A 26683-nucleotide genomic window follows, 5' to 3' on the forward strand; every position below is an offset into this window, starting at 1 on the left:
TGGAGGACCGGGGTTCCGCCGACTGCCGGCTCGGCTACTCGGCTACTCGGCTACTCGGCGAGGTACCGCTCGACCGTCGCCACCTTGCTGGTGAGCCCGTCGCCGACGCCGGGCCGGATGTCCGCCTTGAGGACCAGGGAGACGCGCGGGGCACGCTCCTCGACGACGGCGACGGCGCGCTTGACCACGTCCATCACTTGGTCCCACTCGCCCTCGATCGAAGTAAACATCGCGTCGGTGCGGTTGGGCAGCCCCGACTCGCGGACCACCCGGACCGCGTCGGCGACGTACTCCCCGACGTCCTCGCCGACGCCGAGCGGCGTCACGGAGAAAGCGACGATCATGCCTTCACCGCCCCTTCCTGACGGGCGCGGGCCGCGATGACCGCGTTCTCGGACTCGCGGCGCAGCTTGCGCTCGGCGAAGAAACCGCCGGTCGGCAGGACGGAGAGGACGAAGTAGAAGGCGGCGGTCCCCGCGGACCACTTGGCGCGGCTCCAGGCGTCGGCCCAGAAGATCACGTAGAGGATGAACAGGACACCGTGGATCGCGCCCATCACGGGCACCGCGTTGAAGTCCGTGGTCCGCTTCAGCACCGAGCAGACGAGGAGGATCAGGAAGGAGACGGCCTCCGGGGCGGAGACCAGGCGGAGGCGTCGGATGGCGGTGGCGGTCTTGATGTCCACGAGTCACCTTCGGTGGGAGAGACGTCCACTCTTTGTGAACGCGAGCACAAACGTTCAGCCATTGTGGCAAAGGAGCCTGCCGGTCCCCGCGCGGGGGTGGGAGGTGGGGCCGGCGCGCTGCCGGTGTCCGGCCGCCCCCTAGGGCCTGTCTGACAATTCCCGTCGTCGCCCGGAGGGCGGCCTCGCGGCGTCAGGTGCGTGCTCTCGGCGTGCCGGGCGTAGGCCCTCGTACTGGACGTACTTGGGTCTGCGCCCGGTGCGGCGAGAGTGCGTGCATGGCGTCGCGAGGCAGACGGGAATGGTCAGACAGGCCCTAGGGGACCGATCCGGGGTGATGTCCACCTACGGGACCTGTCGCCGCCGTCTGCCTGCGGCTACCTTCGCAGCGTGGCGATGTTCCGACTGCAGGGCAGCAAGGTGCTCGCCGTCGAGATGACCGGGGACGCCGTGAAGGCGAAGAACGGCTCGATGGTCGCGTACGACGGGCAGATGGCGTTCAAGAAGCTGAGCGGCGGCGGCGAGGGGCTGCGCGGGATGGTGACCCGGCGGCTCACCGGCGAGCAGATGACGGTGATGGAGGTGAAGGGGCACGGGACGTGCTGGTTCGCGGACCGGGCGTCCGAGATCAACCTGGTCGGCCTCCAGGGCGACAAGCTGTACGTCGAGTCGAGCAACCTGCTCGCGACCGACGCCGGCCTGCGCACCGGCACGACGTTCACGGGCCTGCGCGGCGCCTCGCAGGGCAACGGCCTGTTCACCACCACGGTCGAGGGCCACGGCCAGGCGGCGATCATGTCGGACGGCCCGGCGGTGGTGCTGAGAGTCAGCCCGCAGTACCCGCTGACCGTGGACCCGGGCGCCTACATCGCCCACCAGGGCAGCCTCCGCCAGTCCTTCCAGTCGGGTGTGACCTTCCGCACGCTGCTCGGGGAGGGCGGCGGGGAGGCCTTCCAGATCCGGTTCGAGGGGGACGGCCTGGTGTACGTGCAGCCGAGCGAGCGGAACACGATCGCGGGGGACGTCTGACATGGCCCTGCGCGAGGTGAACTCGAAGATGGTCGAGGCGACGGTCGTCCCCGGGCAGCGGCTGTACAGCCAGCGCGGGGCGATGCTCGCCTACAAGGGCGAGGTGTCCTTCACACCCAACATCCAGGGCGGCCAGGGCGGGCTGATGTCGATGCTCGGCCGCCGGGTCGCCGGCGAGGCGACCCCCCTCATGACCGTCGAGGGCAGCGGCACGGTCTTCTTCGGGCACGGCGGCCACCACGTCCAGGTCATCACCCTCACCGGCGACACCCTCTACGTCGAGGCGGACCGGCTGCTCGCCTTCGAGGGCACGCTGCAGCAGGGCACCATGTTCATGGGCTCCCAGGGCGGCGTGATGGGCATGGTGCGCGGCCAGGTCACCGGCCAGGGCCTGTTCACCACCACCCTCAAGGGCCACGGCGCGGTCGCCGTGATGGCCCACGGCGGGGTCTTCGAGATCCCGATCACTCCGCAGCGCCCGGTCCATGTCGACCCGCAGGCCTACGTCGCCCACCACGGCGACGTGCGCAACAAGCTGTCGTCCGCGCTCGGCTGGCGGGACATGGTGGGCCGCGGCTCCGGCGAGGCGTTCCAGCTGGAGCTCAGCGGCAACGGCATGGTGTACGTGCAGGCGTCGGAGGAGAAGCTGTGAGCACATACGGAGCAGCCGGACCGGTCGTGTACGACCCCATGACCCTCCCCGTCGACGACAACGTCAACAAGTACACCTTCTGCGTGGAGCTCAAGAGCGGCCAGTGGTTCCTGCAGAAGGGGAAGATGATCGCCTACTACGGCTCGATCGACTTCAACGGCATCGGACACGGCCGTCTCGACCGCCTGGTCCGCACTTCCTTCCATTCGCCACTGCACGCGAGCGACTGGGTGGTGGCGGAGGGCTCGGGCCGGATGCTCCTCGCCGACCGGGCGTTCGATGTGAACTCGTACGACCTCGAAGACGGCAACCTGACCATTCGCTCCGGCAACCTGCTCGCTTTTCAGCCAAGTCTTGCGCTGAAGCAATCAATCGTTCCCGGTTTTCTGACCCTTATCGGAACCGGAAAGTTTGTGGCCGCATCTAACGGTCCGGTGGTGTTCATGGAACCCCCCATCCGGGTGGACCCGCAGGCACTGGTGGGGTGGGCCGACTGCCCCTCCCCGTGCCACCACTACGACCACGGGTACATGACCGGCGTGATGGGCGGTCTACGTGCGCTGACAGGCCTCGGCGGGGCCTCCGGAGAGGAGCACCAGTTCGAGTTCGTAGGGGCCGGCACGGTCCTGCTCCAGTCCACCGAGACCCTGATGGCCGAGCAGGCCACGGGAGCGGTTCCGCACGAGCCCGGAGTGCCCGGCGGAGGCATCCCCTCCACAGGCCATCCACAGCAACCGGGCACACCGCGCCTTCCCGGACAGCTGGGGGACCTCCAGCGTCGCTTCGGGCTGTGAGCGGTAGTCTGCGGAGTGTGACGTCGAACGCGTGCGCACAGTCACACCACCCTCACTAGTTCGCCTTTCAACATTTTAGGTAGACTTGATTCATGGAGACCGAGACGGCCACGCGCTGGCTGACCGATGCGGAGCAGTGCGCCTGGCGCACCCACCTGGAGGTCAACAGGCTGTTGACGTACCAGCTCGAAAAGGATCTGCAGCCGTTCGGCCTGACGATGAACGACTACGAGATCCTGGTGAACCTGTCCGAGTCGGAGGACTACCGGATGCGGATGAGCGACCTCGCCTCCGCCACCCTCCAGTCCAAGAGCCGGCTGTCCCACCAGATCACCCGCATGGAGAACGCGAACCTGGTCCGCCGCGAGAACTGCGAGTCCGACCGCCGCGGGCTGTTCGCCGTCCTCACCGAGCACGGCATGGAGACGATGAAGAAGGTGGCGCCACATCATGTCGCCTCCGTGCGGCGGCACTTCATCGACCTGCTGTCGCCGGAGGCACTCATAGAGCTGGACAAGGGCCTGAAGCCGATCGCGGAACACCTGCGGGGGCAGCGCGGGCGACCGTGACGACAGACGGCATCTGAAGGCGGCGGACAAGGGTTCAGGTCTTGTCCGCCGCTTGCCGTGGCGCCCCTTAGGGGCGCGGGGAACTGCGCGACCAGCCCCCACCCAGCCGCAGCCCGAGGACAGCCCGCACCGCTACGGCGGCGACCACCGCAGCGCCACCCGACAGCGCGAAGCACACCCACAGCGGCACCGACCCCACCAGCACCCCCGCCACCACCGAGCCACCCGAACTCCCGGCGTTCACCGCCGCGTTCACCCACGCCCCGGCCCGCGTCCGCTCCCCCTCCCCCGCCGTCTCGTCGGCCAGCAGATACGCCGTCGTCAGGGTCGGAGCCACGAACGCCCCCGCCACCGCCATGGCCCCGGCCAGCGTCCACATCCCGGGCGCGAACCCTGCGCCCAGCAGGACCACCCCCAGTCCCACCGCCAGCCACGCCAGCCGCTCCCCCGCCGGGCGGCGCCACTCCACCGCCCCGTTCAACAGCCCTCCCACCGCGCTGCCCGCGGAGAGCGCGGCCAGTACCCAGGGGACGACCCCGTCGCCGTACGACCGCTGCTCCGCGAACGCCATCACCAGCAGGTCCGCCGCGCTCAGCGCCAGGCCGAGACCGGCAGCCGCGAGCACCGGCGCCGCCGGGAAGCGACCGGGCGAGCGACCCTTCTCCCTCTTCGGCGGGACCACTCCCCGCACCGCCGGTGACATCACGAACACACACGTGCCGGCCGGCATCAGCACCGCGCTCAGCAGCAGCCCCGCCGGCGGCGGGCCGAAGCGCAGCAGCAGGCCCACCAGCGCCGGACCGGACACGAACAGCACTTCCTCGGCGACTCCGTCCAGGCTGTACGCCCGCCGCAGCAGGCCGGGGTCGTCGACCAGCCGGCCCCACACCGCCCGCATCGTGGGGCCGAGCGGCGGCGCGACGCAGCCGGTGAGCGCGGCGGCCGTGGCGAGGGCCGCCGGTGGGGCGCCGGGTCGCCAGGTCAGGGCGGCCAGGAGGCAGAGCAGCGCGCTGTAGACGGCTGCCAGAGGCGGCAGGGCGCGCCGGGGGCCGTAGCGGTCCACCAGGGTCGCCCGGACGGGCAGCAGGACGACCACCGTGCCGCCGAACAGGGCCATCACCAGGCCGGAGACGGCATAGGAGCCGGTCGCCCCGGTCACGGACAGCAGAACGGACAGCGAGACCGTGCCGTAGGAGAGACGGGCCGCGAGGGCGGCCAGGAAGGTGCGGCGCGCGTGCGGGACGCGCAGGACGGCGGCGTAGGACGGCCGCAGGGCATGCGAAGGACGCGACGAAGTCGACGCGGACATGGGTGAGTTCCTCGATCGGAGGCGGAAGAGGGGACACCTGGGCGCGCCACGGCACGGGGCGTTCACGTGCCGGTGGCGCGGGGTGCGCTCTTACGCCAAGGAGAGGAACATGCCGGTCAAGTTAGCAGCGGCGACCGGGGACTGGCCATCGTCAGCTCTCCGTCAGGCTCGCCACCAACTCGTCGGCCGCGCGGTACGGGTCCAGGTCGCCGGCCACGATGCGGTCGGCGAGGGCGTCGATGTGGCGGTCGCCGTGGAGGTCGCCGATGCGTGCGCGCAGGGCCGTCACCGCGATGGTCTCGACCTCGCGGGCGGCACGGGCCACGCGGCGCTCCGTCAGGACACCCCGCTCCTCCATCCAGGCGCGGTGCTTCTCCAGGGCCTCCACCAGCTCGTCGATGCCTTCGGCGCGGGCGGCGACCGTCTTGACGATGGGCGGGCGCCAGTCGCCCGGGCCACGGGACTCGCCGAGGCCCAGCATGTGGTTCAGTTCGCGCGCCGTGGCGTCCGCGCCGTCCCGGTCGGCCTTGTTGACCACGTACACGTCGCCGATTTCGAGGATGCCGGCCTTGGCCGCCTGGATGCCGTCGCCCATGCCGGGGGCTAGCAGCACGACCGAGGTGTCGGCCTGGGAGGCGATCTCGACCTCCGACTGGCCGACGCCGACCGTCTCCACCAGGATCACCTCGCAGCCGGCCGCGTCCAGGACGCGGATGGCCTGGGGCGCCGCCCAGGCGAGGCCGCCCAGGTGGCCCCGCGTCGCCATCGAGCGGATGTAGACGCCGGGGTCGGAGGCATGGTCGGACATCCGGACGCGGTCGCCGAGCAGGGCGCCCCCGGAGAAGGGGGAGGACGGGTCGACGGCCAGGACGCCGACCCGCTTTCCCTGTTTGCGATAGGCACTGACGAGCGCCGAGGTCGAGGTCGACTTACCGACCCCCGGGGACCCCGTCAGGCCCACCACATACGCGTTCCCGGTCAGCGGTGCGAGCGCCGCCATGACCTCCCTGAGCTGCGGGGACGCCCCCTCCACCAGGGAGATCAGACGGGCCACCGCACGCGGTCGGCCCTCCCTGGCCTGGGCCACCAGTGAGGAGACGTCCTGCATCACAGCTCCGCTCGCTTCCGTTCGCTCGGTGAAACCTGCTCAGGCCTTCGGTACCCGCACGATCAGTGCGTCACCCTGGCCGCCGCCACCGCACAGCGCGGCCGCGCCGACCCCGCCGCCCCGGCGCTTGAGCTCCAGGGCCAGGTGCAGGACGAGCCGGGCGCCGGACATGCCGATGGGGTGGCCCAGGGCGATGGCTCCGCCGTTCACGTTCACCTTTTCGGTGGACACCCCGAGGTCCTTCATTGACTGGACGGCGACAGCGGCGAAGGCCTCGTTGATCTCGATGAGGTCCAGGTCGCCGGCCTCCAGGCCCTCCTTCTTCAGGGCGTGGTTGATGGCGTTGGACGGCTGGGACTGGAGGGAGTTGTCCGGTCCCGCCACGTTGCCGTGGGCGCCGATCTCGGCGAGCCACTCCAGGCCCAGCTCCTCCGCCTTGGCCTTGCTCATCACGACCACGGCCGCCGCACCGTCCGAGATCTGCGAGGAGGTGCCGGCCGTGATCGTGCCGTCGCGGGTGAACGCGGGCCGCAGCTTGCCCAGCGACTCCGCCGTGGTGTCGCCGCGGATGCCCTCGTCCTTGCTGAAGACGACCGGCTCGCCCTTGCGCTGCGGGATCTCGACCGGGGTGATCTCGGCCTCGAAGATGCCGTTCTTCTGCGCGGCCGCGGCCCGCTGGTGGGACAGCGCGGCGATCTCGTCCTGCTCGGGGCGCAGGATGCCGAGGCGCGTGTTGTGCTTCTCGGTCGACTCGCCCATCGGGACGTTCTCCCAGGCGTCGGTCAGGCCGTCGTACGCCATCGCGTCGAGCATCTCGATCGAGCCGTACTTGAAGCCCTCGCGGGACTTCGGGAGCAGGTGCGGGGCGTTGGTCATGGACTCCTGGCCGCCCGCGACCACGATGTCGAACTCGCCCGCGCGGATCAGCTGGTCGGCGAGGGCGATGGCGTCGAGGCCGGAGAGGCAGACCTTGTTGATCGTGAGCGCCGGGACGCTCATCGGGATGCCGGCCTTCACGGCGGCCTGGCGGGCCGGGATCTGCCCGGCGCCGGCCTGGAGCACCTGCCCCATGATCACGTACTGCACCTGGTCGCCCCCGATCCCCGCACGGTCGAGGGCGGCCTTGATCGCGAAGCCGCCGAGGTCGGCTCCGGAGAAGGACTTCAGCGAGCCCAGCAGTCGTCCCATGGGCGTACGCGCGCCCGCGACGATCACCGAGGTGGTGCCAGAGGTTCCAGAGGTCATGAGCTGCGAATCCCCTTACCGGCTGCACTGCCGAGGAGTGAACGAGGGTTTACTTCGAATGTATTGCGTGGCACTCCGTGCCGTCATCGGGCCGTCAGTGTGATCGCTGGCACGTTGCGTAACCATCGCCGTGGCGCTGCACTGAATCCATGCTGACGCGAATCGACCACATCGGGATCGCCTGCCACGACCTCGACGCGACTGTCGAGTTCTACCGGGCCACGTACGGCTTCGAGGTGTTCCACACCGAGGTCAACGAGGAACAGGGCGTGCGGGAGGCCATGCTCAAGATCAACGAGACGTCCGACGGCGGCGCCTCCTACCTGCAGCTCCTTGAGCCGACCCGGGAGGACTCGGCGGTCGGCAAGTGGCTCGCGAAGAACGGCGAGGGCGTGCATCACATCGCCTTCGGTACGGCGGATGTGGACGGGGACGCGGCCGACATCCGTGCCAAGGGCGTACGCGTTCTGTACGAGGAGCCACGGATCGGCTCCATGGGGTCGCGGATCACCTTCCTGCACCCCAAGGATTGCCACGGCGTACTGACAGAACTGGTCACTTCGGCGGCTGTTGAGTCACCTGAGCACTGACCCTCGTACATATGGGCCGGTAGGGTTGGGGGCGGTCGTCCCTTCGCAGGTTCGCAGGGCCGGGGCGGCCGCATGCCGGGGTCCGGGTTTCGGGGGACGAGCGTCGGGGCAGCAGCCCGTGCTCCGCCGTTGATCTGACACCATTCCCCGGGGGCCCCGTTCGGCGGATGGACGGAGCTCGTTCGGAAAAGGTTGCGACCAGGGGACGGATGGGACCGCGCAGTGCGGGGCTACGAGAGCCAGGAGCGAGAGCCGGCGGCTGACGTCGACCACCTCACTCGTTTCGAAGCCGAGATGAAACGGCTGAAGACCGAGCGGGAAAAGGCGATCCAGCATGCCGAGGACCTCGGCTACCAGGTCGAGGTGCTGCGCGCCAAGTTGCACGAGGCGCGCCGCACCATCATGTCCCGGCCCGCGTTCGACGGCGGTGACATCGGCTACCACGCCGAGCAGCTGCTGCGTAACGCCCAGGTGCAGGCCGACCAGATCCGCCAGGAGGCGGACCGGGTGGCCGCGGAGGCCCGGGCGCAGACCCAGCGGATCCTCCAGGAGCACGCCGAGCAGGCCGCGCGGCTCCAGGCCGAGCTGCACCAGGAGGCGGTGACCCGCCGCCAGCAGCTGGACCAGGAGCTGGCCGAGCGCCGGCAGACCGTCGAGTCGCACGTCAACGAGAACGTGTCGTGGGCCGAGCAGCTGCGGGCGCGCACCGAGTCGCAGGCCCGGCGGCTGCTCGACGAGTCGCGGGCCGAGGCCGAGCAGGCCATGGCCGCCGCCCGGGCCGAGGCCCAGCGGCTGACCGACGAGGCCCGGCAGCGGCTGACCGGCGACGCCGAGGCGGCCCGTGCGGAGGCCGAGCAGATCCTGCTGCGCGCCCGCCGGGACGCCGAGCGGCTGCTGAACGCCGCGTCGACGCAGGCCCAGGAGGCCACCGACCACGCCGAGCAGCTGCGCAACTCCACCGCGACGGAGTCGGACTCGGCCCGCCGGCAGGCGGGCGAGCTGAGCCGGGCCGCCGAGGAGCGGATGGCGGAGGCCGAGGAGGCGCTGCGCAAGGCGCAGTCCGAGGCGGAGAAGCTGGTCACCGAGGCCGAGGCGAACGCCACCAAGGCCCTCTCCAGCGCCGAGGCCACCAACCAGCAGCGCACCCAGACCGCCAAGGAGCAGGTCGCCCGGCTGGTCAGCGAGGCCACCAAGGAGGCGGAGGCCACCAAGGCGAGCGCCGAGCAGATCGTCGCGGACGCCAGGGCCGAGGCCGAGAAGATCACCGCGGAGGCTTCCGAGAAGGCCCGCAGCCTCACCGCCGAGGAGAGCGCCTCCCAGCTGGCGAAGGCGGCCAAGACCGCCGAGGACGTCCTGAACAGGGCCTCCGAGGAGGCCAGGCAGACCACCAAGGGCGCGGTCGAGGAGGCCGAACGGATCCGCACCGAGGCGGAGACCGAGGCGGACCGGCTGCGCGCCGAGGCGCACGACATCGCCGAGCAGCTCAAGGGCACGGCGAAGGACGACACCAAGGAGTACCGCGCCAAGACGGTCGAGCTGCAGGAGGAGGCCCGCCGGCTGCGCGGCGAGGCCGAGCAGCTGCGCACCGACGCGGTCGCCGAGGGCGAGTCGATCCGGGCCGAGGCCCGGCGCGAGACCGTCCAGCAGATCGAGGAGGCGGCCAGGTCCGCCGAGGAACTGCTCGCCAAGGCCAAGGCCGACGCCGACGAACTGCGGCAGACCGCGACCACGGACAGCGAGAAGGTCCGCACCGAGGCCATCGAGCGCGCGACCGCGCTGCGCCGGCAGGCCGAGGAGACCCTGGAGCGCACCCGGCAGGAGGCCGACCGGCACCGCGAGGAGGTCCTGGAGCAGTCCGAGGGGCTCAAGGCGGACGCCGAGCGGGCCGCGGCCGAGCTGCGCGAGGAGACCGAGCGGGGCGTCGAGGCCCGGCGCGCGGAGGCCGCCGACGAGCTGACCCGGCTGCACACCGAGGCCGAGGACCGGCTGACGAGTGCCGAGCAGTCGCTGACCGAGGCGCGCGAGGAGGCCGGGCGGATCCGCCGGGAGGCCGCCGAGGAGACCGACCGGCTGCGCGGCGAGGCCGCGGAGCGGATCCGTACGCTCCAGCAGCAGGCCGAGACCGAGGCCGAGCGGCTGCGCGACGAGGCCGCCGCCGACGCGTCGGCATCCCGCGCGGAGGGCGAGAGCATCGCCGTACGGCTGCGGTCCGAGGCCGCCGCGGAGGCGGAGCGGCTCAAGCTGGAGGCCCAGGACACCGCCGACCGGGTGCGTGCCGAGGCGCAGGCGGCCGCCGAGCGGCTGTCCACGGAGGCGTCCGAGACGCTGGCCGCCGCCCAGGAGGAGGCCGCCCGCCGCCGCCGGGAGGCCGAGGATCTGCTCGGTTCGGCGCGCGAGGAGGCCGGCCAGGAGCGGGAGCGGGCCCGCGAGCAGAGCGAGGACCTGCTGGCTCAGGCGCGCAACCGCGTCGAGGAGGCGCAGGCCGAGGCCGTACGGCTGGTCGAGGAGGCGGACCGGCGGGCCACCGAGATGGTGTCGGCCGCCGAACTCCACGCCCAGCAGGTACGGGACTCGGTCTCCGGGCTGCACGAGCAGGCGCAGCAGGAGATCACCGGGCTGCGCTCGGCCGCCGAGCACGCCGCCGACCGTACCCGGCGGGAGGCCGAGGAAGAGTCCGACCGGGTCCGCGCCGACGCCTACGCCGAGCGGGAGCGGGCCAGCGAGGACGCGACCCGGATCCGGCGCGAGGCGGCCGAGGCGTCCGAGGCGGCGAAGGCGCTCGCCGAGCGGACCGTCGCCGACGCGATGACCGAGTCGGAGCGGCTGCGGTCCGAGGCGGCCGCCCATGCCCAGCGGGTGCGCACCGAGGTCTCCGACGCGGTCGCCCAGGCCGACCAGGACGCTTCGCGCACGCGTGCCGAGGCGCGCGAGGACGCCAACCGGATGCGTTCGGACGCGGCGACCCAGGCCGACACCCTCATCACCGAGGCGCGCAACGAGGCGGAGCTGCTCCAGAACGAGACCATCGCCGAGGCCGACCGGGTCCGCGCCGACGCCATCGCCAAGGCGGAGAAGCTGATCGCGGACGCCACCGGCGATGCGGAGCGGCTGCGCGCCGAGGCCGCCGAGACGGTCGGCTCCGCCCAGCTGCACGCCGACCGGACCCGCGCCGACGCCGAGCGGCTCAAGGCGGACGCGGAGGCGGCGGTCGAGCGCATGCTCAACTCCGCGCGCGAGGAGGCCGAGCGGACCCTCGACGAGGCCCGCAAGGACGCCAACAAGCGGCGCCAGGACGTGGCCGAGCAGGTCGACACGCTCATCAACGAGACGACCGCCGAGGCCGACAAGCTGCTCACCGAGGCACAGCAGCAGGCGATGAAGACCACCGCGGACGCCGAGTCGCAGGCCGACACCATGGTGGGCGCGGCCCGCAGCGAGGCCGACCGGCTGGTCTCCGAGGCCACGGTCGAGGGCAACTCGATGGTGGAGAAGGCCCGTACGGACGCGGACGAGCTGCTCGTCGGCGCCCGCCGGGACGCCACCGCCATAAGGGAACGCGCGGAGGAGCTGCGCGAGCGCATCACCACCGAGATCGAGGGGCTGCACGAGCGGGCCCGCCGCGAGGCCGCCGAGACCATGAAGTCCACCGGCGACCGCTGCGACGCGCTGATCAAGGCCGCCGAGGAGCAGCTCGCCAAGGCCCAGGCCAAGGCCAAGGACCTGGTCTCGGAGGCGAACTCCGAGGCGGGCAAGGTCCGGATCGCCGCCGTCAAGAAGGCCGAGGGGCTGCTCAAGGAGGCCGAGCAGAAGAAGGCCACGCTGGTCCGGGAGGCCGAGGAGCTCAAGGCCGAGGCGATCCGCGAGGCGCGCCGCACGGTCGAGGAAGGAAAGCGCGAACTGGAGATCCTGGAGCGTCGGCGGGAGAACATCAACGGCGAGATCTCCCGTGTCCAGGACGTCCTGGAGGCGTTGGAATCCTTCGAGACCCCGTCGTCGGCCAAGGACGGCGGCGTCAAGGCGGGCAGTACGGTGGGGGCACCCCGATCGGGTGGCAAGTCCTCAGAAGGCTAGAGACGAAAGTCCGGTCTGTAGCATTCTGGGGCTTTTACGTGAACCTTTGGCAGAGGCTTTGGCAAGCGATCTCACAGCCGGCCACCCAAAAGTGGTGTCATTCTCCAGATCAAACACGCATCCGCTCGATGACACACCGCATCGGCCCCTAGGATTCCACCTATCACCTCACCGGTCTCACTCGACAGGAAACCCATGAGCGACACTTCCCCCTACGGCTTCGAGCTTGTGCGGCGTGGGTACGACCGCGCTCAGGTGGACGAACGCATCTCCAAGCTCGTCTCCGACCGTGACAGTGCTCTCGCCCGCATCACCGCTCTGGAGAAGCGCATCGAGGAGCTCCACCTCGAGACGCAGAACGCCCAGGCTCAGGTCACCGACGCGGAGCCGTCGTACGCCGGTCTCGGCGCGCGTGTCGAGAAGATCCTCCGCCTCGCCGAGGAGGAGGCGAAGGACCTGCGCGAGGAGGCCCGCCGGGCGGCCGAGCAGCACCGTGAGCTCGCCGAGTCGGCGGCCCAGCAGGTGCGCAACGACGCAGAATCGTTCGCTGCGGAGCGCAAGGCCAAGGCCGAGGACGAGGGCGTCCGGATCGTCGAGAAGGCCAAGAGCGACGCGTCGCAGCTGCGCTCCGAGGCCCAGAAGGACGCGCAGTCCAAGCGCGAGGAGGCGGACGCCCTCTTCGAGGAGACCCGTGCGAAGGCCGCGCAGGCCGCCGCCGACTTCGAGACGAACCTCGCGAAGCGCCGCGAGCAGTCCGAGCGTGACCTGGCGTCCCGCCAGCAGAAGGCCGAGAAGCGCCTCGCGGAGATCGAGCACCGCGCGGAGCAGCTGCGCCTGGAGGCCGAGAAGCTGCGCACCGACGCCGAGCGCCGCGCCCGTCAGACCGTCGAGACGGCTCAGCGCCAGGCCGAGGACATCGTCGCGGACGCGAACGCCAAGGCCGACCGGATCCGTTCGGAATCCGAGCGTGAGCTCGCCGCGCTGACGAACCGCCGCGACAGCATCAACGCCCAGCTGACCAACGTCCGCGAGATGCTGGCCACGCTGACCGGTGCCGCGGTGGCCGCCGCCAGCTCCCCGGCGGAGGACGAGCCGATCTCCCGCGGGGTGCCGGCTCAGCAGTCCCGGTAACTCACCGCGCCAGGAGGCGACTCCCGACGTCGCACGAACGAAGGCCCGCATGTCCCTCCGGGGGGTGCGGGCCTTCGTTCGTGCGGGTGGGTTGCGGGCGGTTGCTTGTACACCGCCGGGTTCGGGGCGCGTCGGCCGGGAAAATCGCTGTCCGGCCGCCGGAGCCGGGTGATAGAGATCCGGGGTGGAAACGACTCTGGACTTCTCCGACCTGCTGCGCCTGATAGACGAACGGTCGACCGCCTTCCGTGCCGCGGTCGCCGCCGCGCCCGACCTCGACGTGCGGGTGCCCACCTGCCCCGAGTGGACGCTGTTCGATCTGGTGCGGCACCTGGGCGAGGGGCGTCGCAAGTGGGCCGTCATCGTCGGAACGGGGCCCGCCGGCGCTCCCCCGGCCAAGTCCGCCTGGGACACCCCGGCGGCGCCTCGGGAGCGCGAGGCCCTGCTGGACTGGTGGACCGCGTCGGCGCGGCAGCTGCTGGACGCGCTGCGGGAGTCCGGCCCGGACCGCGGCTGCTGGACGTGGTGGCCCGCGTCGCAGTCGCCGCAGACCGCCGGTGCCGGCGCCCGGCACCAGCTCCAGGAGATCGCGCTGCACACCTACGACGCCCAGCTCGCCGCGGGCGCCCCGCAGCCGCTGCCGGACGAGGTGGCACTCGACGGCGTCGACGAGTTCCTGCACACCTGCTGCGCGACCACGGCCCCCTGGCCGCACCGGCCCGCCACCGTCGACTACCACGCCACCGAGGGCCGCTCCTGGCGCCTGTGGCTCTCCGCCGACGGCGCACGGACCGCCCGTCTCGCGACGCCGGACACGGAGCCCGCGGCCGATGCGTCCCTGCGGGGCACGGCCGGCGAGCTGGTCCTCGCCCTGTACGACCGGGTCCCGGTGGACTCCCTGAAACTCGACGGGGACCGACGGCTGTTCGACCAGCTGCTGGCCTGGGAGCCGGAGGAGTAGGAGACACCGGCCCCCCTCAAGTGGCAGCCCCCGTAGGCCGGTCTTAGCGTGGCCGCATGATCGAGCTGGCGAGCCTGACCAAGCGCTACGGGGACAAGACGGCGGTCGACGACCTCACGTTCACCGTCCGGCCCGGCATCGTGACCGGGTTCCTCGGGCCCAACGGTGCCGGGAAGTCCACCACCATGCGGATGATCCTCGGGCTCGACCACCCCACGGCCGGCCGGGTGCGGATCGACGGCAAGCGGTACGAGCAGCTCAAGGACCCGCTGACGTACATCGGGGCGCTGCTCGACGCCAAGGCCGTGCACGGCGGGCGCAGTGCCTTCAACCATCTGCTGTGCCTCGCGCAGAGCAACGGGATTCCGCAGGCACGGGTGGCCGAGGTCCTCGACACCGTCGGGCTGACGGCGGTGGCGCGGAAGAAGGCCAAGGGGTTCTCGCTCGGGATGGGGCAGCGGCTCGGAATCGCGGGGGCGCTGCTCGGCGACCCGCGGATCCTGATGTTCGACGAGCCGGTGAACGGGCTCGACCCCGAGGGCATCCACTGGATCCGGAACCTGATGAAGTCGCTGGCCGCCCAGGGCCGGACCGTGTTCGTCTCCTCGCACCTCATGAGCGAGATGGCGCTGACTGCCGACCACCTCGTGGTCATCGGACAGGGGCGGCTGCTCGCCGACACCTCCATGGCGGATTTCATCCGGACGAACTCACGGTCGTACGTCCGGGTCCGCTCCCCGCAGCGCGAGCGGCTGCTCGACGTGCTGCACGGGGCCGGGATCACCGTCGTCGAGACGGGGGCCGGAGCCCTGGAGGTGGAGGGCGGGAAGGCCGAGCCGATCGGGGAGCTGGCCGCGCAGAACGGGATCGTGCTGCACGAGCTGAGCATCCAGCAGGCCTCGCTGGAGGAGGCGTTCATGCAACTGACGGCGGAGTCCGTGGAGTACCACGCGCACGCCGACTCGCCCCCGGTGCCACTGGCCTGGGGCTCCGGCTGGGACAAGGGGGCATGACATGGCCGTCGTCACGCAGGTCGTACAGTCCGAGTGGACCAAGATCCGGTCCGTCGCCTCGACGGTGTGGACGCTGTCCCTGGCCGTGGTGGTCACGGTGGCCCTCGGGATGCTGCTCTCCGCGCTGGCGAACAGCCAGTTCTCCAGGATGCCGGCGCGCGAACGGCTCTCCTTCGACCCGACGAACATCAGCTTCGCCGGGATGACCCTCGGCCAGCTGGCGATGATCGTGTTCGGGGTGCTCGTCGTCTCCAACGAGTACAGCACCGGGATGATCAGGGTCTCGCTGGCCGCCGTGCCGCAGCGGGCCACCTTCCTGTTCAGCAAGATCGCGGTGGCGGCGGTTCTGGTGCTGGTGGTCGGCATGGTGACCAGCTTCGCCGCCTTCTTCCTCGGGCAGGCCATGCTCGGGTCCCACCGGGCCCACCTCGGTGACCCCGGGGTGCTGCGCGCGGTCGTCGGCGGCGGGCTCTACATGACGCTCATCGCGATGTTCTCCATGGGCGTGGCCGCGATGCTGCGCTCGCCGATGCTGTCGCTGGGCATCCTGATGCCGTTCTTCTTCCTGATCTCCAACATCCTCGGCAACGTCGACGCGACCAAGAAGATCGGCCGGTTCCTGCCGGACCAGGCGGGCAGCCACATCATGCAGGTGGTGCCGAGGGCCGGTGACGACGTCCCGTACGGGCCCTGGGGCGGGCTCGGGATCATGGGGCTGTGGGTGATCGCGGCGCTGGCCGGCGGGTACGTCCTGCTGAAGCGGCGCGACGCCCAGTGACCGAGTCCTTGACCGGGTCCGTGACCGGGTCCGTCGCCGGGTCCGTCGCCGGGTCCGTCGCCGGAAGTCTTTGCATGCTCTTGGGCGGAACCGTCAGCTCCCCGATATCCTCCTAACCCTTACGGGGGGCGTCTGCCCCGCTGTCCTGATCCTTTCGATGGGTGCGGAGCATGATCGAGGCTGTAGGCCTGACCAAGCGCTACGGCGACAAGACCGCCGTGTACAACCTTTCCTTCCAGGTACGACCCGGAGCCGTCACCGGCTTCCTCGGGCCGAACGGCTCAGGCAAGTCGACGACCATGCGGATGATCCTGGGACTGGACAACCCGACCGCCGGTTCGGTGACGATCGGCGGCTTCCCGTACCGCAAGCTCCCGAACGCCGCCCGCCAGGTCGGCGCGCTGCTCGACGCCAAGGCGGTGCACGGCGGCCGGTCCGCCCGCAACCACCTGCTCTCGCTGGCCCAGCTGTCCGCCATCCCGGCCCGCCGGGTCGACGAGGTGCTCCGGGTGGTGGGCCTCCAGGACGTGGCCGGAAAGCGCTCCAAGGGCTTCTCGCTCGGCATGGGCCAGCGCCTCGGCATCGCCGCCGCACTCCTCGGCGATCCCCAGGTGCTGCTCTTCGACGAGCCGGTCAACGGCCTCGACCCCGAGGGCATCCTCTGGGTGCGCAACCTGATGAAGTCCCTGGCCGCCGAGGGCCGGACGGTCTTCGTCTCCTCGCACCTCATGAGCGAGATGGCGCTGACCGCCGACCACCTCATCGTCATCGGCCGGGGCCAGCTGCTCGCCGACATGAGCGTGACCGACTTCATTTCGGCCAACTCCGCCGACTTCGCGCGCGTCCGCACCCCGGACACCGACCCGCAGCTGCGCGAGAAGCTCAGCTCCGCGCTGACCGAGGCCGGCGGCCACGTCCTGCCGGAGCAGGACGGGGCGCTCCGGGTGACCGGGCTGCCGCTGCCCCGGATCAGCGACCTCGCGCACGAGGCGGACGTACGGCTGTGGGAGCTGTCCCCGCACCAGGCCTCGCTGGAGGAGGCGTACATGCGGATGACACAGGGCGCCGTCGACTACCGGTCCTCGATCGACCAGAAGGCAGGCCTCCAGCAGCCCCTGCCGCCCGGCGCCCAGCCGCCGATGCCGGTGCCCGGGCAGGGCCAGCCGGGCTGGTACGCCCCGCCGCCGCCCCCGCCGGGCGGCCGGCCGGCCGGGCTGTACGGAGCACCCGGGGCACCCGGGGCGCCGTACCCGCCCGCGGCGCCCGCCGGCGGTTACGGCGCCCCGCAGGGCCCGTACGGGGCTCCCCAGGCCGCCCCGAACCCCTACGCACAGCCGGCGCCCGCTCCGGCGCCTGCTCCGGCGCCCGCCGCCGCACCCGCGCCGGCCGCTGAACCTGCCCCCGCCTCCGCTCCCGCCCCCGCCGACCTGACCAAGCCCGAGGACGCCCGATGAGCACCCACCAGCCTCCGCTGCAGCAGGCGGCCCCGGCCGCGCCCGAATGGCAGGCGGCGCCCGGCGGTTCGTACCCCGGCTACGTGTCGCCGATCCCGGTGGTGCGCACCCACCTCGGGCACGCGATCACGTCCGAGTGGACGAAGATCAGGTCGGTGCGTTCCACGATCTGGACGCTCGGCGTCTTCGTTCTCCTGGTGATCGGCATCGGCCTGCTTGCCGGCGCCGTGGTCAGCAACTCCGCCTCCTCGCCCGACGACCTGTCCGGCAGCAACGCGCTCTCGCTCGGCTTCTTCGGGCTGCTGCTCGGCAGCATGTGCATCATCACGCTCGGCGTGCTGACGACCGCCTCGGAGTACGGCACGGGCATGATCCGTACGACGATGGTCGCCTGCCCCTCCCGCGCGCGCGTGCTCGCGGCGAAGGCGATCGTCTTCTTCGCGGTCGCCTTCGTGATCACCCTCGCGGCCAGCGCGTTCGTGGCCATGACGCAGGTGTCGATGCTGAACGACGTCGCCCGGACGCCGACCGGCGGGGAATGGCTGAAGGGGACCGTCGGCGTCAGCCTCTACATCGCGCTGCTCGGACTGCTCTCGCTGATCATCGGCTCGATCATCCGGCACTCGGCGGGCGCCATCACCATCATGATCGGCGCGGTGCTCGCCCCGCTGGTGATCGCCCTGTTCATGTTCTCCTCGTCGCTGGAGAAGGTGCGCAACGCCCTGTTCGAGTACTCGATCCCGAACCAGCTGAGCGTCTTCTACTCCAACTCCCTCAGCGATTCCGGCCCTTCGGGCTGGGACCCGCTGTGGATCATCCTGGGTGTGACGGCCGTCGCGTTCGCGGGCGCGTACGCGCTGCTGGAGAAGCGGGACGTGTAGGCCGTACGGCTGTCAGAACTTCGGCGCGTTCCTGGGCCGCTGCACCCGTGTGGTGCGGCGGTCCTTCGCGTTCCAGCAGGCCTTGTGCCAGTGCCGGCGCTCGTCCACGCCCGAGTGCTCGGGCCAGGCCACCACGTGCGGGACGCCGGAGGCGATCACCTGGTCGCAGCCCGGGCAGCGGTACGTCTTGCCGACCGCGCTGGCGCCCGCCACATGCCGGACGCTCCACTCCTCGCCCTGCCAGTTCTCGGTGGACTGCCAGCCGCCGTAGCGGTCCGCGCGGTCGTCCTCGGCGCTCCGGCCGGACGAGTCCGATCCGTTCAGGCCTTTGGGTCGGTTGCGACGCGGGGACACGGGGCACCTCTCGGGGCTATACAGGAAGCACGGGCTGTGTCCAGCCTACGACGCGCGCACGGGGGTACGCGTAGGGCACCAACCCACACAAGTCCCCCTCCAGGGCGACCCATTCTCCAGACAATCCGCAAATCTCTCCGCCAGGCCGTGTCCTCGGCACGTGTCAGACGGTTATGCCCGGTGGGGGAGCTCCGGGTCGGAGCCAGGAAAGCAGGAAGAAGCGATGCGCGTAGGTAGTTTTGTGCTGGCCGCCCAGTTCCCGGGCCAGGGTCAGGGGGAAGCCCTGCACCGGGCGGTGCGCACGGCGGAGGTGGCCGAGGAGTCCGGTCTGGACGCGGTCTGGCTGGCCGAGCACCACTTCGTGCCGTACGGCACGTGTCCGTCGGCGGTCACGCTGGCGGCTTTACTGCTGGGTCGCACCCGGCGTCTGCGGGTCGGTACGGCGGTGAGCGTACTGCCCACGGTCCATCCGGTGGCGCTCGGCGAGCAGGCCGCACTGCTGCATGTGACGAGCGGCGGCCGCTTCACGCTCGGCGTGGGGCGGGGCGGGCCCTGGGTTGATCTGGAGGTCTTCGGCTCCGGCCTGGAGGCGTACGAACAGGGCTTCCCCGAGTCACTCGATCTGCTGATGCGCTGGCTGCGCGAACCGGCCGTGTCGGCCTCCGGCCCGCGCTTCTCGTTCCGTGAGGTCCCCGTCGTACCTCGCCCGTCGGAGGCGCTGACGGAGGTACCGGGGCCGGAGGTCGTGGTCGCCTGCACCTCTGCGGCGAGCATCCGGCTGGCGGCCGAGCGGGGGCTGCCGATGCTGCTCGGGATGCACGTCGGCGACGAGGAGAAGGCCGAGATGGTCGCGTTGTGGCGGCAGCACGCGCGGGCGGCCGGGCGGCCGGGCGACGAGATCGCCGGGGCGGCCCATGTCTCGGCCGGCGTCTGCCAGATCGCGGACAGCCGCACCGACGCCGCGGAGACCCTGACGAAGGCGATGCCGGGCTGGCTGAAACAGGGCCTGGAGGCCCATATGACGGTGGACGGCCGGTTCCGCTCGATGCGGGACCCGCTCGCGTACACCGAACTGCTCTGCGGACTCCACCCGGTGGGTACCCCGCGGCTGTGCGTCGACCGGCTCGCCGCCACCTCCGAGCGGACCGGCATCTCCCGTTTCGCCCTGCTGACGGAGGGCTCGGGGGATCTGGCGGCCACGGAGGAGAACGTACGACGGCTGGGTGCCGAGGTGCTGCCGCACCTCCGGTGATCTCACCGCCGCGGGGAGCTTGCCGCCCCAGTGACTGATGCACCTCCCGCGTGTGGAGCGGCAAGCAAGCGGCTCACTGCGTCAGCAGTAACGGAGCATGGCGTCAGCAGTCCCGCAGTTCCGGGGACTGGTTCAGCAGCTGATTGCGCACCGAGGTGAAGCGGGCCAGCGTCTCGTCGACCGAGGCGTCCAGCGGGAACACCGCCACGCGGTGGCAGTTCTGGAAGGCCAGCCGCACACCGAAGTGCCGCTGCAGGGCGCCGCGTATGGCGTCACTCGCGAGCGCACGCAGCAGCTGACCGCGTGCCTGCTCGTCCGGCGGGGGCGTCTGGTTGTCGGCGAAGTCTCCGCCGTCCACCTTCAGCTGGGCCACCAGGGAGCTGATCATCTCCCATGCATAGGGCAGGGAGGTCCGGACGCAGTCGACGAAATCCGCTTCGTCGACCTCGCCTCGCTCGGCCTGTTCGAGTAGGGCCGGTGAGACGTCGAGCGACATGGGTACTCCTCTCGCACCCCCGAACAACAGGGGTTGGCGGACAGGTAAGGGAGTTCGCGATACCGAACACGCTGAGTACACACTTCGCGACCTCCCGTTTACTACGGTAGGCAACGGACGGTGACCCCACCAGGAGAATGCGTATATGCGCCGGTCCCTTTAGGCACACAATCGGCCAGGTTTGAACAGGCGTGTGCAGGCGACTCTGCAGGACCGGTCGCGGGGGCCGCTGTGAGGGGGGCTGGGCGAATCGCGTGGAGGGCGGGGCGTCGAGTAGCGTTGCCGACCATGCGTCTCGTCATCGCCCGGTGCTCCGTCGACTACGCCGGCCGGCTCACCGCCCACCTTCCCTCCGCTCCCCGTCTGATCCTGGTCAAGGCGGACGGCAGTGTCTCGATCCACGCGGACGACCGGGCCTACAAGCCCCTCAACTGGATGTCGCCGCCGTGCACCCTCAAGGAGGGAACGGGTGACGAGGAGGGCGTCTGGACCGTCATCAACAAGGCGGGCGAGAAGCTCATCATCACGATGGAGGAGGTCCTGCACGACTCCTCGCACGAGCTGGGCGTCGACCCGGGCCTGATCAAGGACGGCGTGGAAGCGCACCTCCAGGAGCTGCTGGCCGACCGCATCGAGACCCTCGGCGACGGCTACACCCTCATCCGCCGCGAGTACATGACGGCGATCGGCCCCGTGGACATCCTGTGCCGCGACGCCGAGGGCCGGACCGTGGCCATCGAGATCAAACGTCGTGGCGAGATCGACGGCGTCGAACAGCTCACCCGCTACCTGGAACTCCTCAACCGCGACCCCCATCTCGCCCCCGTCCGCGGCATCTTCGCGGCCCAGGAGATCAAGCCCCAGGCAAAGGTCCTCGCCACCGACCGCGGCATCGGCTGCACGATCCTCGACTACAACGCCCTGCGCGGCATCGAGGACGACAAACTCCGCCTGTTCTGACCGACCTGGGCAGGCCGGGCCGACGCCCCTGAGCAGCCCACCCCGATACCGCCGCGACGGCGCTCCACCACGATGGCGCGAACCGGCGGTGCCGAACTCGGCCCGGGCCGGTCCGGAACCGCCGGTCACCGCCGTAGGGGCCGAGCGCCGTCGCGGCGGTAGTGGGGTGGGCGGCGTGGAAATCAACGCGGGCATCCGAGGCGGGCTCGACTCCGGCCCCCAAGGCAAGCGCCCCACGCAGACCCGCCAGGCGGACGCCCGGTGTCGGCTTGCCCGGCGAGTGGCCGGTGTCGGCCTGGGAGTCGGTATCCGAGGTGGGCGTCCCGCGCACGGAGGACGGGACGCCCCAGGAGCTCAGATCAGCGTGCCGGTCGACGTTCCCGTGCTGCTGCTCTCCGATGCCGCCGCCGAGCTGCTCGACGCCGCCGGAGCACTGGACGCGGGACCGCTCGCCGAGTTGCTGGTGGACGGAGTGTCGGTCGGGGCCGAGGACGAGGGTGACGGCGACGGGCTCGCCGACGGGGACTCGGACTTCGACGGGCTCGGCGATGCCGACTTCGAAGTCGACGGCGTCGGTGTCGGCGACTTCGACGGCGAGCTCGTCGTACCGCCGCTAGACGACCCCTTGGTCCCAGAAGCCGAAGCCGAAGGCGTCTTCGTGTCCGAGGGGGGCGTCGGGTCGTCCGACGTGCCCAGGGTGCCGTCGGGGCCCGGGTCCGTCGGCTTGGCCGTCGCCGTGCCGGTGTCGCCCGTGCCCGGCGTCTGCCCGGGGTCGGCGCCGAGGCTGCCGTCGCCCGTGCCCTCGCTCGCCGACGGGTTGACGCTCACGTCGTTGGACGGGTTGTCGGCGTTGTTGTTGGAGGTCATGCCGAGGGTGACCACGGTGCCCAGGACGGCCGTCAGAAGCACCCCCGCACCCACCGCCACCAGGTTCCGGCGGGCCATGCGGACAAGGCCGCCCCCGCCGCCCTGGGCCGGCGCCGGCTGCCCCGGGACCCTGTGGGTCACCAGGGTGTCCGAAACCGGCGAGTGGACCGCCGGGAAGGGCCTCGTGACGCCGCCCGCCGGGGATATGGACTCCTCGTGCCGGGCGTCGGGAATCTCGTCGCCGGCCATCGCGGCGACGGCCGGGATGACCTCGCCCGAGCGGTCCGCCACCAGGGCGAGGGCCCGTCGGCCGGCCGTCGTACCCCGCTTGTCGGCGAGCGCCCCGCGCAGGCCGATCGAGGCCTCCAACTCGGCCCGCGCGCGGTCCAGCTGGTCGCCGCAGAGCGCGAGGATGCCGAGCTCGTGGTGGAAGTAGGCCTGTTCGCCCACCTCACCGGCGAGCCGGGAGGCCTCCGCGCCGGCCCGCAGCACCCGTTCCCAGGCGCTCCAGTGCAGCCCCGCCGCAAACGCGGGCGCGGCCGTACGGGCCAGTCGTACCGGCGTGCTGTCCTCGTCCTCCGCCGGCGCGACCGTCTCGGGCACCAGCAGCGTCAGCGCGGCGAGGACCGCGTCAGCCTCCGCGCAGACCCGCTCCGGGGAGACCGAGGGGTGCCCGGCCCACCAGCTGTAGTGCTGGGCGGCCGTGAGTGCCTGGGCCGTCGCGTCGTCGGCGTATCCGGCGGCCTCCAGCTGCTGCAGGACGCCCGCGGCGAGCCGGTAGCGGGAGCCCACCGGGGAGACCAGTCCGCAGCCCGCCAGTTCGCCGAGGGCGGCGTCCGCGTGGGTGTCGCCGACGAGGGCCGGCAGATGCGCCTGGTTCGGCACCTCGCCGCCGAGGGCGACCGCGAAGCGCAGGGTGGCCCGGGCGGAGCCGCTGAGCCGGGAGGCGAGCAGCGGGGCGGGCGCGGCGGCCTCGCCGAGGGACGGGAGCGGGACCTCTTCGGTCGCCTCGGCGTCGAGGGGCGCGTCGGCCGGCAGATCGGCGAGATCGGACAGGTTGGATGCGAAGACGCCGAACTCGTCAACGGCGCCCGCGCTGGCGCGCACCTGGTCGCGCTGGCGCAGCAGCGCCCCCGCCTGGACGAAGCGCAGCGGCAGGCCCTCGGACTCGAACCAGAGGTCTCCGGCCCAGTTGGCCTCCTCCTCGGTGAGCACCCGGCCGACCGCGCGCTCCAGGATGTCGACGCCGCCGGCCCGCTCCAGGCCGCTGAGGAAGACCTCCTCGACCGCGGAGTCGGCGGTGGGCGCCGGCACGTCCGGGGTGGCGCCGATCAGGAAGGCGCACTCGGGGGTGGCGTCGATCAGCTCGTCGAGCCCGGCGCCGCCGAACTCGATGTCGTCGAGGACGACGACCGCGCCGATGTCACGGACCAGTTCGAGGAGCTCGTCGGGTCCGGGGCGGTGCGCGGGCGCCTTGTAGACGGCGCGGAAGAGGTCGTGGAGCAGGTCCTCGGACGTGCGGTGGAAGCCGTTGAGGCGGACCACGCCGTCGGGGGCGAGGTCGGAGCAGTCGTCGGCGACCAGGTCGAGGAGCGCGGTGCGGCCGGAGCCCGAGGGGCCGGTGAGGCGCACGGAGCGGCCGCGGGCGAGGAGCCGGACGAGCCGCTCGCGGTCGTCCTGGCGTTCCAGGAGCGGCAGCTCGGGCTGGGCGGGACCGGGCGGAACCGGCGGCCGGACGCCGCGCTCGTACTCGGCACGCTCGGCGGCGGTGCGCTTCTCGGGTCTGGCGGGGCGTTCGGTCGGCGGGCAGGGTTCTATCTCACTGCCGTCGACGGGGTTGACGGTCAGCAGGAAGTCGCCGGTGACCAGCCGCGTGGTGCGGGCCGTCGCCGGCACGCTCTGGCCGAAGTCGTTGGTGAGGGATTCCCTGGGCGGGCGCTGGCGCGGCGTGCTGCCGTCGCCGTCCTGGCCGTACCCCTCGGGTCCCGGGTTGTTCGGGTCCATAGGTTCCTAGCCCCCCAAAAGCGTCGTGTGCCGTGAATTCCGGCCCCTCCCGGCCTGTTGCACACTGCGCTGTCGCTTCTGGTCCGGGCCCGCGCTCGAAGGGTGGCAAGGGCGGCGGGCGACCGAACCTTAAACCTTGGCACAGTATCTACGACAGTCCGGGGTACCGCGCCGTCCGAGACATCACAGTCTCGTGAGGATTGCGTCTGACGTGCGCTTGCGCGCCGTCCGACCGGGTCACCCCCGTCGCCCGGTTCACACCGGATCGCCGTGTCCCCATGGTGTGCCGTGTCCCGGCGGCTCGCCGCCGCACGGCCCGGCACCGGTCCCGGTGTCACACCCGGGGCAGCGACTCCACCCCGATACCCCCCTCGATCGCCAGGATCCGGTGCAGCCGGGTGGCCACCAGCAGGCGCTGCATCTGCGGCGGTACGCCGCGCAGCACCAGGCGGCGGCCGCAGCGGCCGGCCCGCCGGTGGGCCCCCATGATCACCCCGAGTCCGGTGGCGTCCCAGGAGTCCAGCTCGGACAGGTCCAGCACCAGGTCGCCGACTCCGTCGTCGACGGCCGAGTGCAGGACCGTACGGGCGTCCGCCGCGCTGCGTACGTCGAGGCGGCCCCCGACGACCAGCTCGGCGTGGTCGCCCCTGATGTACATATGCGCTCCCCGAGAGTGCGTGTCCTACTCCGTGAAAGTGATGTCCGGTAATGCAACCTCTGACTGCGTTCGCCGGTCAGAGGTTGCCATCTGTAAGCGAACCGATACCGAATTCACCCCCGAGGGTGAAAACCCCGGGGTTTGTACGTTTTGAGAGGTGGTCAGGGGGGCTACGTACTGATGTTCAGTACGTGTAGAAGCCCTGCCCGCTCTTGCGCCCGATGTCACCGGCGTCAACCATCCGGCGCATCAGCTCCGGAGGGGCGAACTTCTCGTCCTGCGACTCGGTGTAGATGTTGCTCGTGGCGTGCAGCAGGATGTCGACGCCGGTGAGGTCGGCCGTGGCCAGCGGGCCCATGGCGTGACCGAAGCCCAGCTTGCAGGCGAGGTCGATGTCCTCGGCGGTGGCGACGCCCGACTCGTACAGCTTGGTGGCCTCGACGACGAGCGCCGAGATCAGCCGGGTCGTCACGAAGCCGGCGACGTCCCGGTTGACGACGATGCAGGTCTTGCCGGTGGACTCGGCGAACTCCCGCGCGGTGGCGAGGGTTTCGTCGCTGGTCTTGTAGCCGCGGACCAGCTCCACGAGCTGCATCATCGGCACCGGCGAGAAGAAGTGGACGCCGACGACCCGCTCGGGGTGCTCGGTGGCCGCCGCGATCTTGGTGATCGGGATGGCGGAGGTGTTGGAGGCGAGTACGGCGTCCGGGCGCACGATCTTGTCGAGGGCGCGGAAGATCTCGTGCTTGACTTCCAGCTTCTCGAAGACGGCCTCGACCACGATGTCCGCGTCCGCGACCGCGTCCAGGTCGGTGGTCGTGGTGATGCGGGCCAGGGCGGCGTCGGCGTCGTGCGCCTCCAGCCGGCCCTTGCTCACGAACTTGTCGTACGAAGCCTGGATGCCGCCGACCGCACGGTCCAGCGCCTCGTCGGTGACGTCTCGCAGGACCACGTCCCAGCCGGCCTGTGCGGCGACCTGGGCGATACCGGAACCCATCAGGCCGGCCCCGATGACGGCAAGCTTCCGTGCCACTCCGCTCCCCTTACACGCTGTTGAGGTATGCCTCTTGGGCGGGACCCTAGCGCTCGTCGGGGGCCCGGAAACCCGGTAAGTAACGCGTGTCACGGTCTCAGGACGTGAGACAACCGTCACGTCCCGTCAGGCACCCCCGACGGCACGGTCCGTTTCGCGCCACGTACCGCGCGGCCCGGCTTCCCCGGGACACCTTTACGCTGGCCGCATGGTCAATCTGACGCGCATCTACACCAGGACCGGCGACCGTGGCACCACCGCTCTCGGGGACATGAGCCGGGTCGCCAAGACGGATCTGCGGATCTCGGCGTACGCCGACGCCAACGAGGCGAACGCGGTGATCGGGACGGCGATCGCGCTGGGCGGGCTGGCGGAGGAGGTCGTCAAGGTGCTCACCCGGGTGCAGAACGACCTCTTCGACGTCGGCGCGGACCTGTCGACTCCGGTGGTGGAGAACCCGCAGTTCCCGCCCCTGCGGGTCGAGCAGTTCTACGTCGACAAGCTGGAGGCGGACTGCGACCGCTTCAACGAGCGGCTGGAGAAGCTCCGCTCCTTCATCCTCCCGGGCGGCACCCCGGGCGCGGCCCTGCTCCACCAGGCCTGCACGGTCGTACGGCGGGCCGAGCGGTCGACGTGGACCGCGCTGGAGGCGCACGGCGAGGCGATGAACCCGCTGACCGCGACCTACCTCAACCGCCTGTCGGACCTGCTGTTCATTCTCGCCCGCACGGCCAACAAGGAGGTCGGGGACGTGCTGTGGGTGCCCGGCGGGGAGCGGTAACGGCCGTCGGG

Annotated in this window: 25 protein-coding genes; 15 read left to right on the forward strand and 10 right to left on the reverse strand. The window is 71.3% G+C overall.

The window, feature by feature from the left end:
* Positions 1-50: 50 nt before the first annotated feature.
* Both SSP29_RS02190 and SSP29_RS02195 read right to left on the reverse strand, forming a co-directional pair.
* Entirely contained in the window at positions 51-344 is a 294-nt protein-coding gene (locus SSP29_RS02190; RefSeq protein ID WP_089098728.1) for an MTH1187 family thiamine-binding protein, read from the reverse strand.
* Positions 341-685, reverse strand: a complete 345-nt coding sequence (locus SSP29_RS02195) for a DUF3817 domain-containing protein (RefSeq protein ID WP_089098729.1) — start codon at positions 683-685, stop codon at positions 341-343. Before SSP29_RS02195 ends, SSP29_RS02190 begins: the two co-directional genes overlap by 4 nt.
* Before the next feature lie 393 nt (positions 686-1078).
* On the opposite strand from SSP29_RS02195, the gene SSP29_RS02200 reads away from it, so the two are divergent.
* The 4 genes from SSP29_RS02200 to SSP29_RS02215 all read left to right on the forward strand — a co-directional run bounded on the left by SSP29_RS02200 (position 1079) and on the right by SSP29_RS02215 (position 3726).
* Entirely contained in the window at positions 1079-1711 is a 633-nt protein-coding gene (locus SSP29_RS02200) for an AIM24 family protein (RefSeq protein WP_089098730.1), read from the forward strand.
* 1 nt (position 1712) lies between these two features.
* On the forward strand, positions 1713-2363 hold the full coding sequence (locus tag SSP29_RS02205; RefSeq protein ID WP_089098731.1) for an AIM24 family protein: 651 nt from the start codon (positions 1713-1715) through the stop codon (positions 2361-2363).
* On the forward strand, positions 2360-3157 hold the full coding sequence (locus SSP29_RS02210; protein ID WP_089098732.1) for an AIM24 family protein: 798 nt from the start codon (positions 2360-2362) through the stop codon (positions 3155-3157). Before SSP29_RS02205 ends, SSP29_RS02210 begins: the two co-directional genes overlap by 4 nt.
* A 92-nt stretch (positions 3158-3249) precedes the next feature.
* On the forward strand, positions 3250-3726 hold the full coding sequence (locus tag SSP29_RS02215) for a MarR family winged helix-turn-helix transcriptional regulator (protein WP_089098733.1): 477 nt from the start codon (positions 3250-3252) through the stop codon (positions 3724-3726).
* 67 nt (positions 3727-3793) lie between these two features.
* On the opposite strand, the gene SSP29_RS02220 is transcribed toward SSP29_RS02215, so the two are convergent.
* The 3 genes from SSP29_RS02220 to SSP29_RS02230 form a co-directional block, all read right to left on the reverse strand.
* Positions 3794-5035, reverse strand: a complete 1242-nt coding sequence (locus SSP29_RS02220; protein ID WP_089098734.1) for an MFS transporter — start codon at positions 5033-5035, stop codon at positions 3794-3796.
* 151 nt (positions 5036-5186) lie between these two features.
* On the reverse strand, positions 5187-6143 hold the full coding sequence (gene meaB / locus SSP29_RS02225; RefSeq protein ID WP_089098735.1) for a methylmalonyl Co-A mutase-associated GTPase MeaB: 957 nt from the start codon (positions 6141-6143) through the stop codon (positions 5187-5189).
* A gap of 39 nt (positions 6144-6182) precedes the next feature.
* Positions 6183-7388, reverse strand: coding sequence for an acetyl-CoA C-acetyltransferase (locus tag SSP29_RS02230; RefSeq protein WP_089098736.1), 1206 nt, complete (start codon positions 7386-7388; stop codon positions 6183-6185).
* Positions 7389-7537: 149 nt separating this feature from the next.
* Here SSP29_RS02230 and mce point away from each other — a divergent pair, with 149 nt between their 5' ends.
* From mce to SSP29_RS02270, 8 genes are all read left to right on the forward strand, one after another.
* Positions 7538-7978, forward strand: coding sequence for a methylmalonyl-CoA epimerase (gene mce, locus SSP29_RS02235; RefSeq protein WP_089098737.1), 441 nt, complete (start codon positions 7538-7540; stop codon positions 7976-7978).
* A 222-nt stretch (positions 7979-8200) separates the two neighbouring features.
* Positions 8201-12049, forward strand: a complete 3849-nt coding sequence (gene scy, locus SSP29_RS02240; RefSeq protein ID WP_089098738.1) for a polarized growth protein Scy — start codon at positions 8201-8203, stop codon at positions 12047-12049.
* A gap of 195 nt (positions 12050-12244) precedes the next feature.
* Positions 12245-13180, forward strand: a complete 936-nt coding sequence (locus SSP29_RS02245; protein ID WP_089098739.1) for a coiled-coil domain-containing protein — start codon at positions 12245-12247, stop codon at positions 13178-13180.
* A gap of 184 nt (positions 13181-13364) precedes the next feature.
* Positions 13365-14141 carry a maleylpyruvate isomerase family mycothiol-dependent enzyme gene (locus tag SSP29_RS02250; protein WP_089098740.1) on the forward strand — a complete coding sequence of 259 codons (777 nt, stop codon included), beginning with the start codon at positions 13365-13367 and terminating at the stop codon, positions 14139-14141.
* A 56-nt stretch (positions 14142-14197) separates the two neighbouring features.
* Positions 14198-15154 (forward strand): ABC transporter ATP-binding protein, encoded by a 957-nt coding sequence (locus tag SSP29_RS02255; protein ID WP_089098741.1) that lies wholly within the window; start codon positions 14198-14200, stop codon positions 15152-15154.
* Between the two features lies 1 nt (position 15155).
* Positions 15156-15932 carry an ABC transporter permease gene (locus SSP29_RS02260; RefSeq protein WP_089098742.1) on the forward strand — a complete coding sequence of 259 codons (777 nt, stop codon included), beginning with the start codon at positions 15156-15158 and terminating at the stop codon, positions 15930-15932.
* 170 nt (positions 15933-16102) lie between these two features.
* Positions 16103-17386 carry an ABC transporter ATP-binding protein gene (locus SSP29_RS02265; protein WP_089098743.1) on the forward strand — a complete coding sequence of 428 codons (1284 nt, stop codon included), beginning with the start codon at positions 16103-16105 and terminating at the stop codon, positions 17384-17386.
* Positions 17383-18267, forward strand: coding sequence for an ABC transporter permease (locus tag SSP29_RS02270; protein ID WP_089098744.1), 885 nt, complete (start codon positions 17383-17385; stop codon positions 18265-18267). Before SSP29_RS02265 ends, SSP29_RS02270 begins: the two co-directional genes overlap by 4 nt.
* A gap of 12 nt (positions 18268-18279) precedes the next feature.
* Here the strand turns inward: SSP29_RS02270 and SSP29_RS02275 are convergent, their stop codons facing one another.
* Positions 18280-18621, reverse strand: a complete 342-nt coding sequence (locus SSP29_RS02275; protein WP_089098745.1) for an Rv1322 family protein — start codon at positions 18619-18621, stop codon at positions 18280-18282.
* Positions 18622-18844: 223 nt separating this feature from the next.
* Here SSP29_RS02275 and SSP29_RS02280 point away from each other — a divergent pair, with 223 nt between their 5' ends.
* A complete protein-coding gene (locus SSP29_RS02280) occupies positions 18845-19873 on the forward strand; it encodes an LLM class flavin-dependent oxidoreductase (RefSeq protein WP_089098746.1) in 1029 nt (342 codons plus the stop codon).
* 103 nt (positions 19874-19976) lie between these two features.
* Here SSP29_RS02280 and SSP29_RS02285 read toward each other — a convergent pair whose 3' ends face one another.
* Positions 19977-20369 (reverse strand): SCO5389 family protein, encoded by a 393-nt coding sequence (locus tag SSP29_RS02285; RefSeq protein WP_089098747.1) that lies wholly within the window; start codon positions 20367-20369, stop codon positions 19977-19979.
* A gap of 288 nt (positions 20370-20657) precedes the next feature.
* On the opposite strand from SSP29_RS02285, the gene nucS reads away from it, so the two are divergent.
* Positions 20658-21329 carry an endonuclease NucS gene (gene nucS / locus SSP29_RS02290; RefSeq protein WP_089098748.1) on the forward strand — a complete coding sequence of 224 codons (672 nt, stop codon included), beginning with the start codon at positions 20658-20660 and terminating at the stop codon, positions 21327-21329.
* A 354-nt stretch (positions 21330-21683) separates the two neighbouring features.
* Here the strand turns inward: nucS and SSP29_RS51325 are convergent, their stop codons facing one another.
* The 3 genes from SSP29_RS51325 to SSP29_RS02305 all read right to left on the reverse strand — a co-directional run bounded on the left by SSP29_RS51325 (position 21684) and on the right by SSP29_RS02305 (position 25891).
* On the reverse strand, positions 21684-24200 hold the full coding sequence (locus SSP29_RS51325) for an ATP-binding protein (protein WP_107436131.1): 2517 nt from the start codon (positions 24198-24200) through the stop codon (positions 21684-21686).
* Positions 24201-24534: 334 nt separating this feature from the next.
* Positions 24535-24858: an STAS domain-containing protein gene (locus SSP29_RS02300; protein ID WP_030672301.1), complete on the reverse strand. Its 324-nt coding sequence runs from the start codon at positions 24856-24858 to the stop codon at positions 24535-24537.
* A 184-nt stretch (positions 24859-25042) separates the two neighbouring features.
* Positions 25043-25891 carry a 3-hydroxyacyl-CoA dehydrogenase family protein gene (locus SSP29_RS02305; protein WP_089098749.1) on the reverse strand — a complete coding sequence of 283 codons (849 nt, stop codon included), beginning with the start codon at positions 25889-25891 and terminating at the stop codon, positions 25043-25045.
* 208 nt (positions 25892-26099) lie between these two features.
* On the opposite strand from SSP29_RS02305, the gene SSP29_RS02310 reads away from it, so the two are divergent.
* Complete coding sequence (locus tag SSP29_RS02310; RefSeq protein ID WP_089098750.1) at positions 26100-26672, forward strand: cob(I)yrinic acid a,c-diamide adenosyltransferase; 573 nt, start codon at positions 26100-26102, stop codon at positions 26670-26672.
* The last annotated feature ends 11 nt before the right edge of the window (positions 26673-26683 follow it).

Origin of the sequence: Streptomyces hyaluromycini (genome assembly GCF_002217755.1) — a bacterium.
GTDB classification, from domain to species: domain Bacteria; phylum Actinomycetota; class Actinomycetes; order Streptomycetales; family Streptomycetaceae; genus Streptomyces; species Streptomyces hyaluromycini.

Bases quoted from the DNA above. Each gene is read 5' to 3' on its own strand.
- SSP29_RS02190 (WP_089098728.1), bottom strand. From the start codon at position 344: ATGATCGTCGCTTTCTCCGTGACGCCGCTCGGCGTCGGCGAGGACGTC.
- SSP29_RS02200 (WP_089098730.1), top strand. From the start codon at position 1,079: ATGTTCCGACTGCAGGGCAGCAAGGTGCTCGCCGTCGAGATGACCGGG.
- SSP29_RS02205 (WP_089098731.1), top strand. From the start codon at position 1,713: ATGGCCCTGCGCGAGGTGAACTCGAAGATGGTCGAGGCGACGGTCGTC.
- SSP29_RS02215 (WP_089098733.1), top strand. From the start codon at position 3,250: ATGGAGACCGAGACGGCCACGCGCTGGCTGACCGATGCGGAGCAGTGC.
- SSP29_RS02220 (WP_089098734.1), bottom strand. From the start codon at position 5,035: ATGTCCGCGTCGACTTCGTCGCGTCCTTCGCATGCCCTGCGGCCGTCC.
- meaB (WP_089098735.1), bottom strand. From the start codon at position 6,143: ATGCAGGACGTCTCCTCACTGGTGGCCCAGGCCAGGGAGGGCCGACCG.
- SSP29_RS02230 (WP_089098736.1), bottom strand. From the start codon at position 7,388: ATGACCTCTGGAACCTCTGGCACCACCTCGGTGATCGTCGCGGGCGCG.
- mce (WP_089098737.1), top strand. From the start codon at position 7,538: ATGCTGACGCGAATCGACCACATCGGGATCGCCTGCCACGACCTCGAC.
- SSP29_RS02245 (WP_089098739.1), top strand. From the start codon at position 12,245: ATGAGCGACACTTCCCCCTACGGCTTCGAGCTTGTGCGGCGTGGGTAC.
- SSP29_RS02255 (WP_089098741.1), top strand. From the start codon at position 14,198: ATGATCGAGCTGGCGAGCCTGACCAAGCGCTACGGGGACAAGACGGCG.
- SSP29_RS02260 (WP_089098742.1), top strand. From the start codon at position 15,156: ATGGCCGTCGTCACGCAGGTCGTACAGTCCGAGTGGACCAAGATCCGG.
- SSP29_RS02265 (WP_089098743.1), top strand. From the start codon at position 16,103: ATGATCGAGGCTGTAGGCCTGACCAAGCGCTACGGCGACAAGACCGCC.
- SSP29_RS02270 (WP_089098744.1), top strand. From the start codon at position 17,383: ATGAGCACCCACCAGCCTCCGCTGCAGCAGGCGGCCCCGGCCGCGCCC.
- SSP29_RS02280 (WP_089098746.1), top strand. From the start codon at position 18,845: ATGCGCGTAGGTAGTTTTGTGCTGGCCGCCCAGTTCCCGGGCCAGGGT.
- SSP29_RS02285 (WP_089098747.1), bottom strand. From the start codon at position 20,369: ATGTCGCTCGACGTCTCACCGGCCCTACTCGAACAGGCCGAGCGAGGC.
- nucS (WP_089098748.1), top strand. From the start codon at position 20,658: ATGCGTCTCGTCATCGCCCGGTGCTCCGTCGACTACGCCGGCCGGCTC.
- SSP29_RS51325 (WP_107436131.1), bottom strand. From the start codon at position 24,200: ATGGACCCGAACAACCCGGGACCCGAGGGGTACGGCCAGGACGGCGAC.
- SSP29_RS02300 (WP_030672301.1), bottom strand. From the start codon at position 24,858: ATGTACATCAGGGGCGACCACGCCGAGCTGGTCGTCGGGGGCCGCCTC.
- SSP29_RS02310 (WP_089098750.1), top strand. From the start codon at position 26,100: ATGGTCAATCTGACGCGCATCTACACCAGGACCGGCGACCGTGGCACC.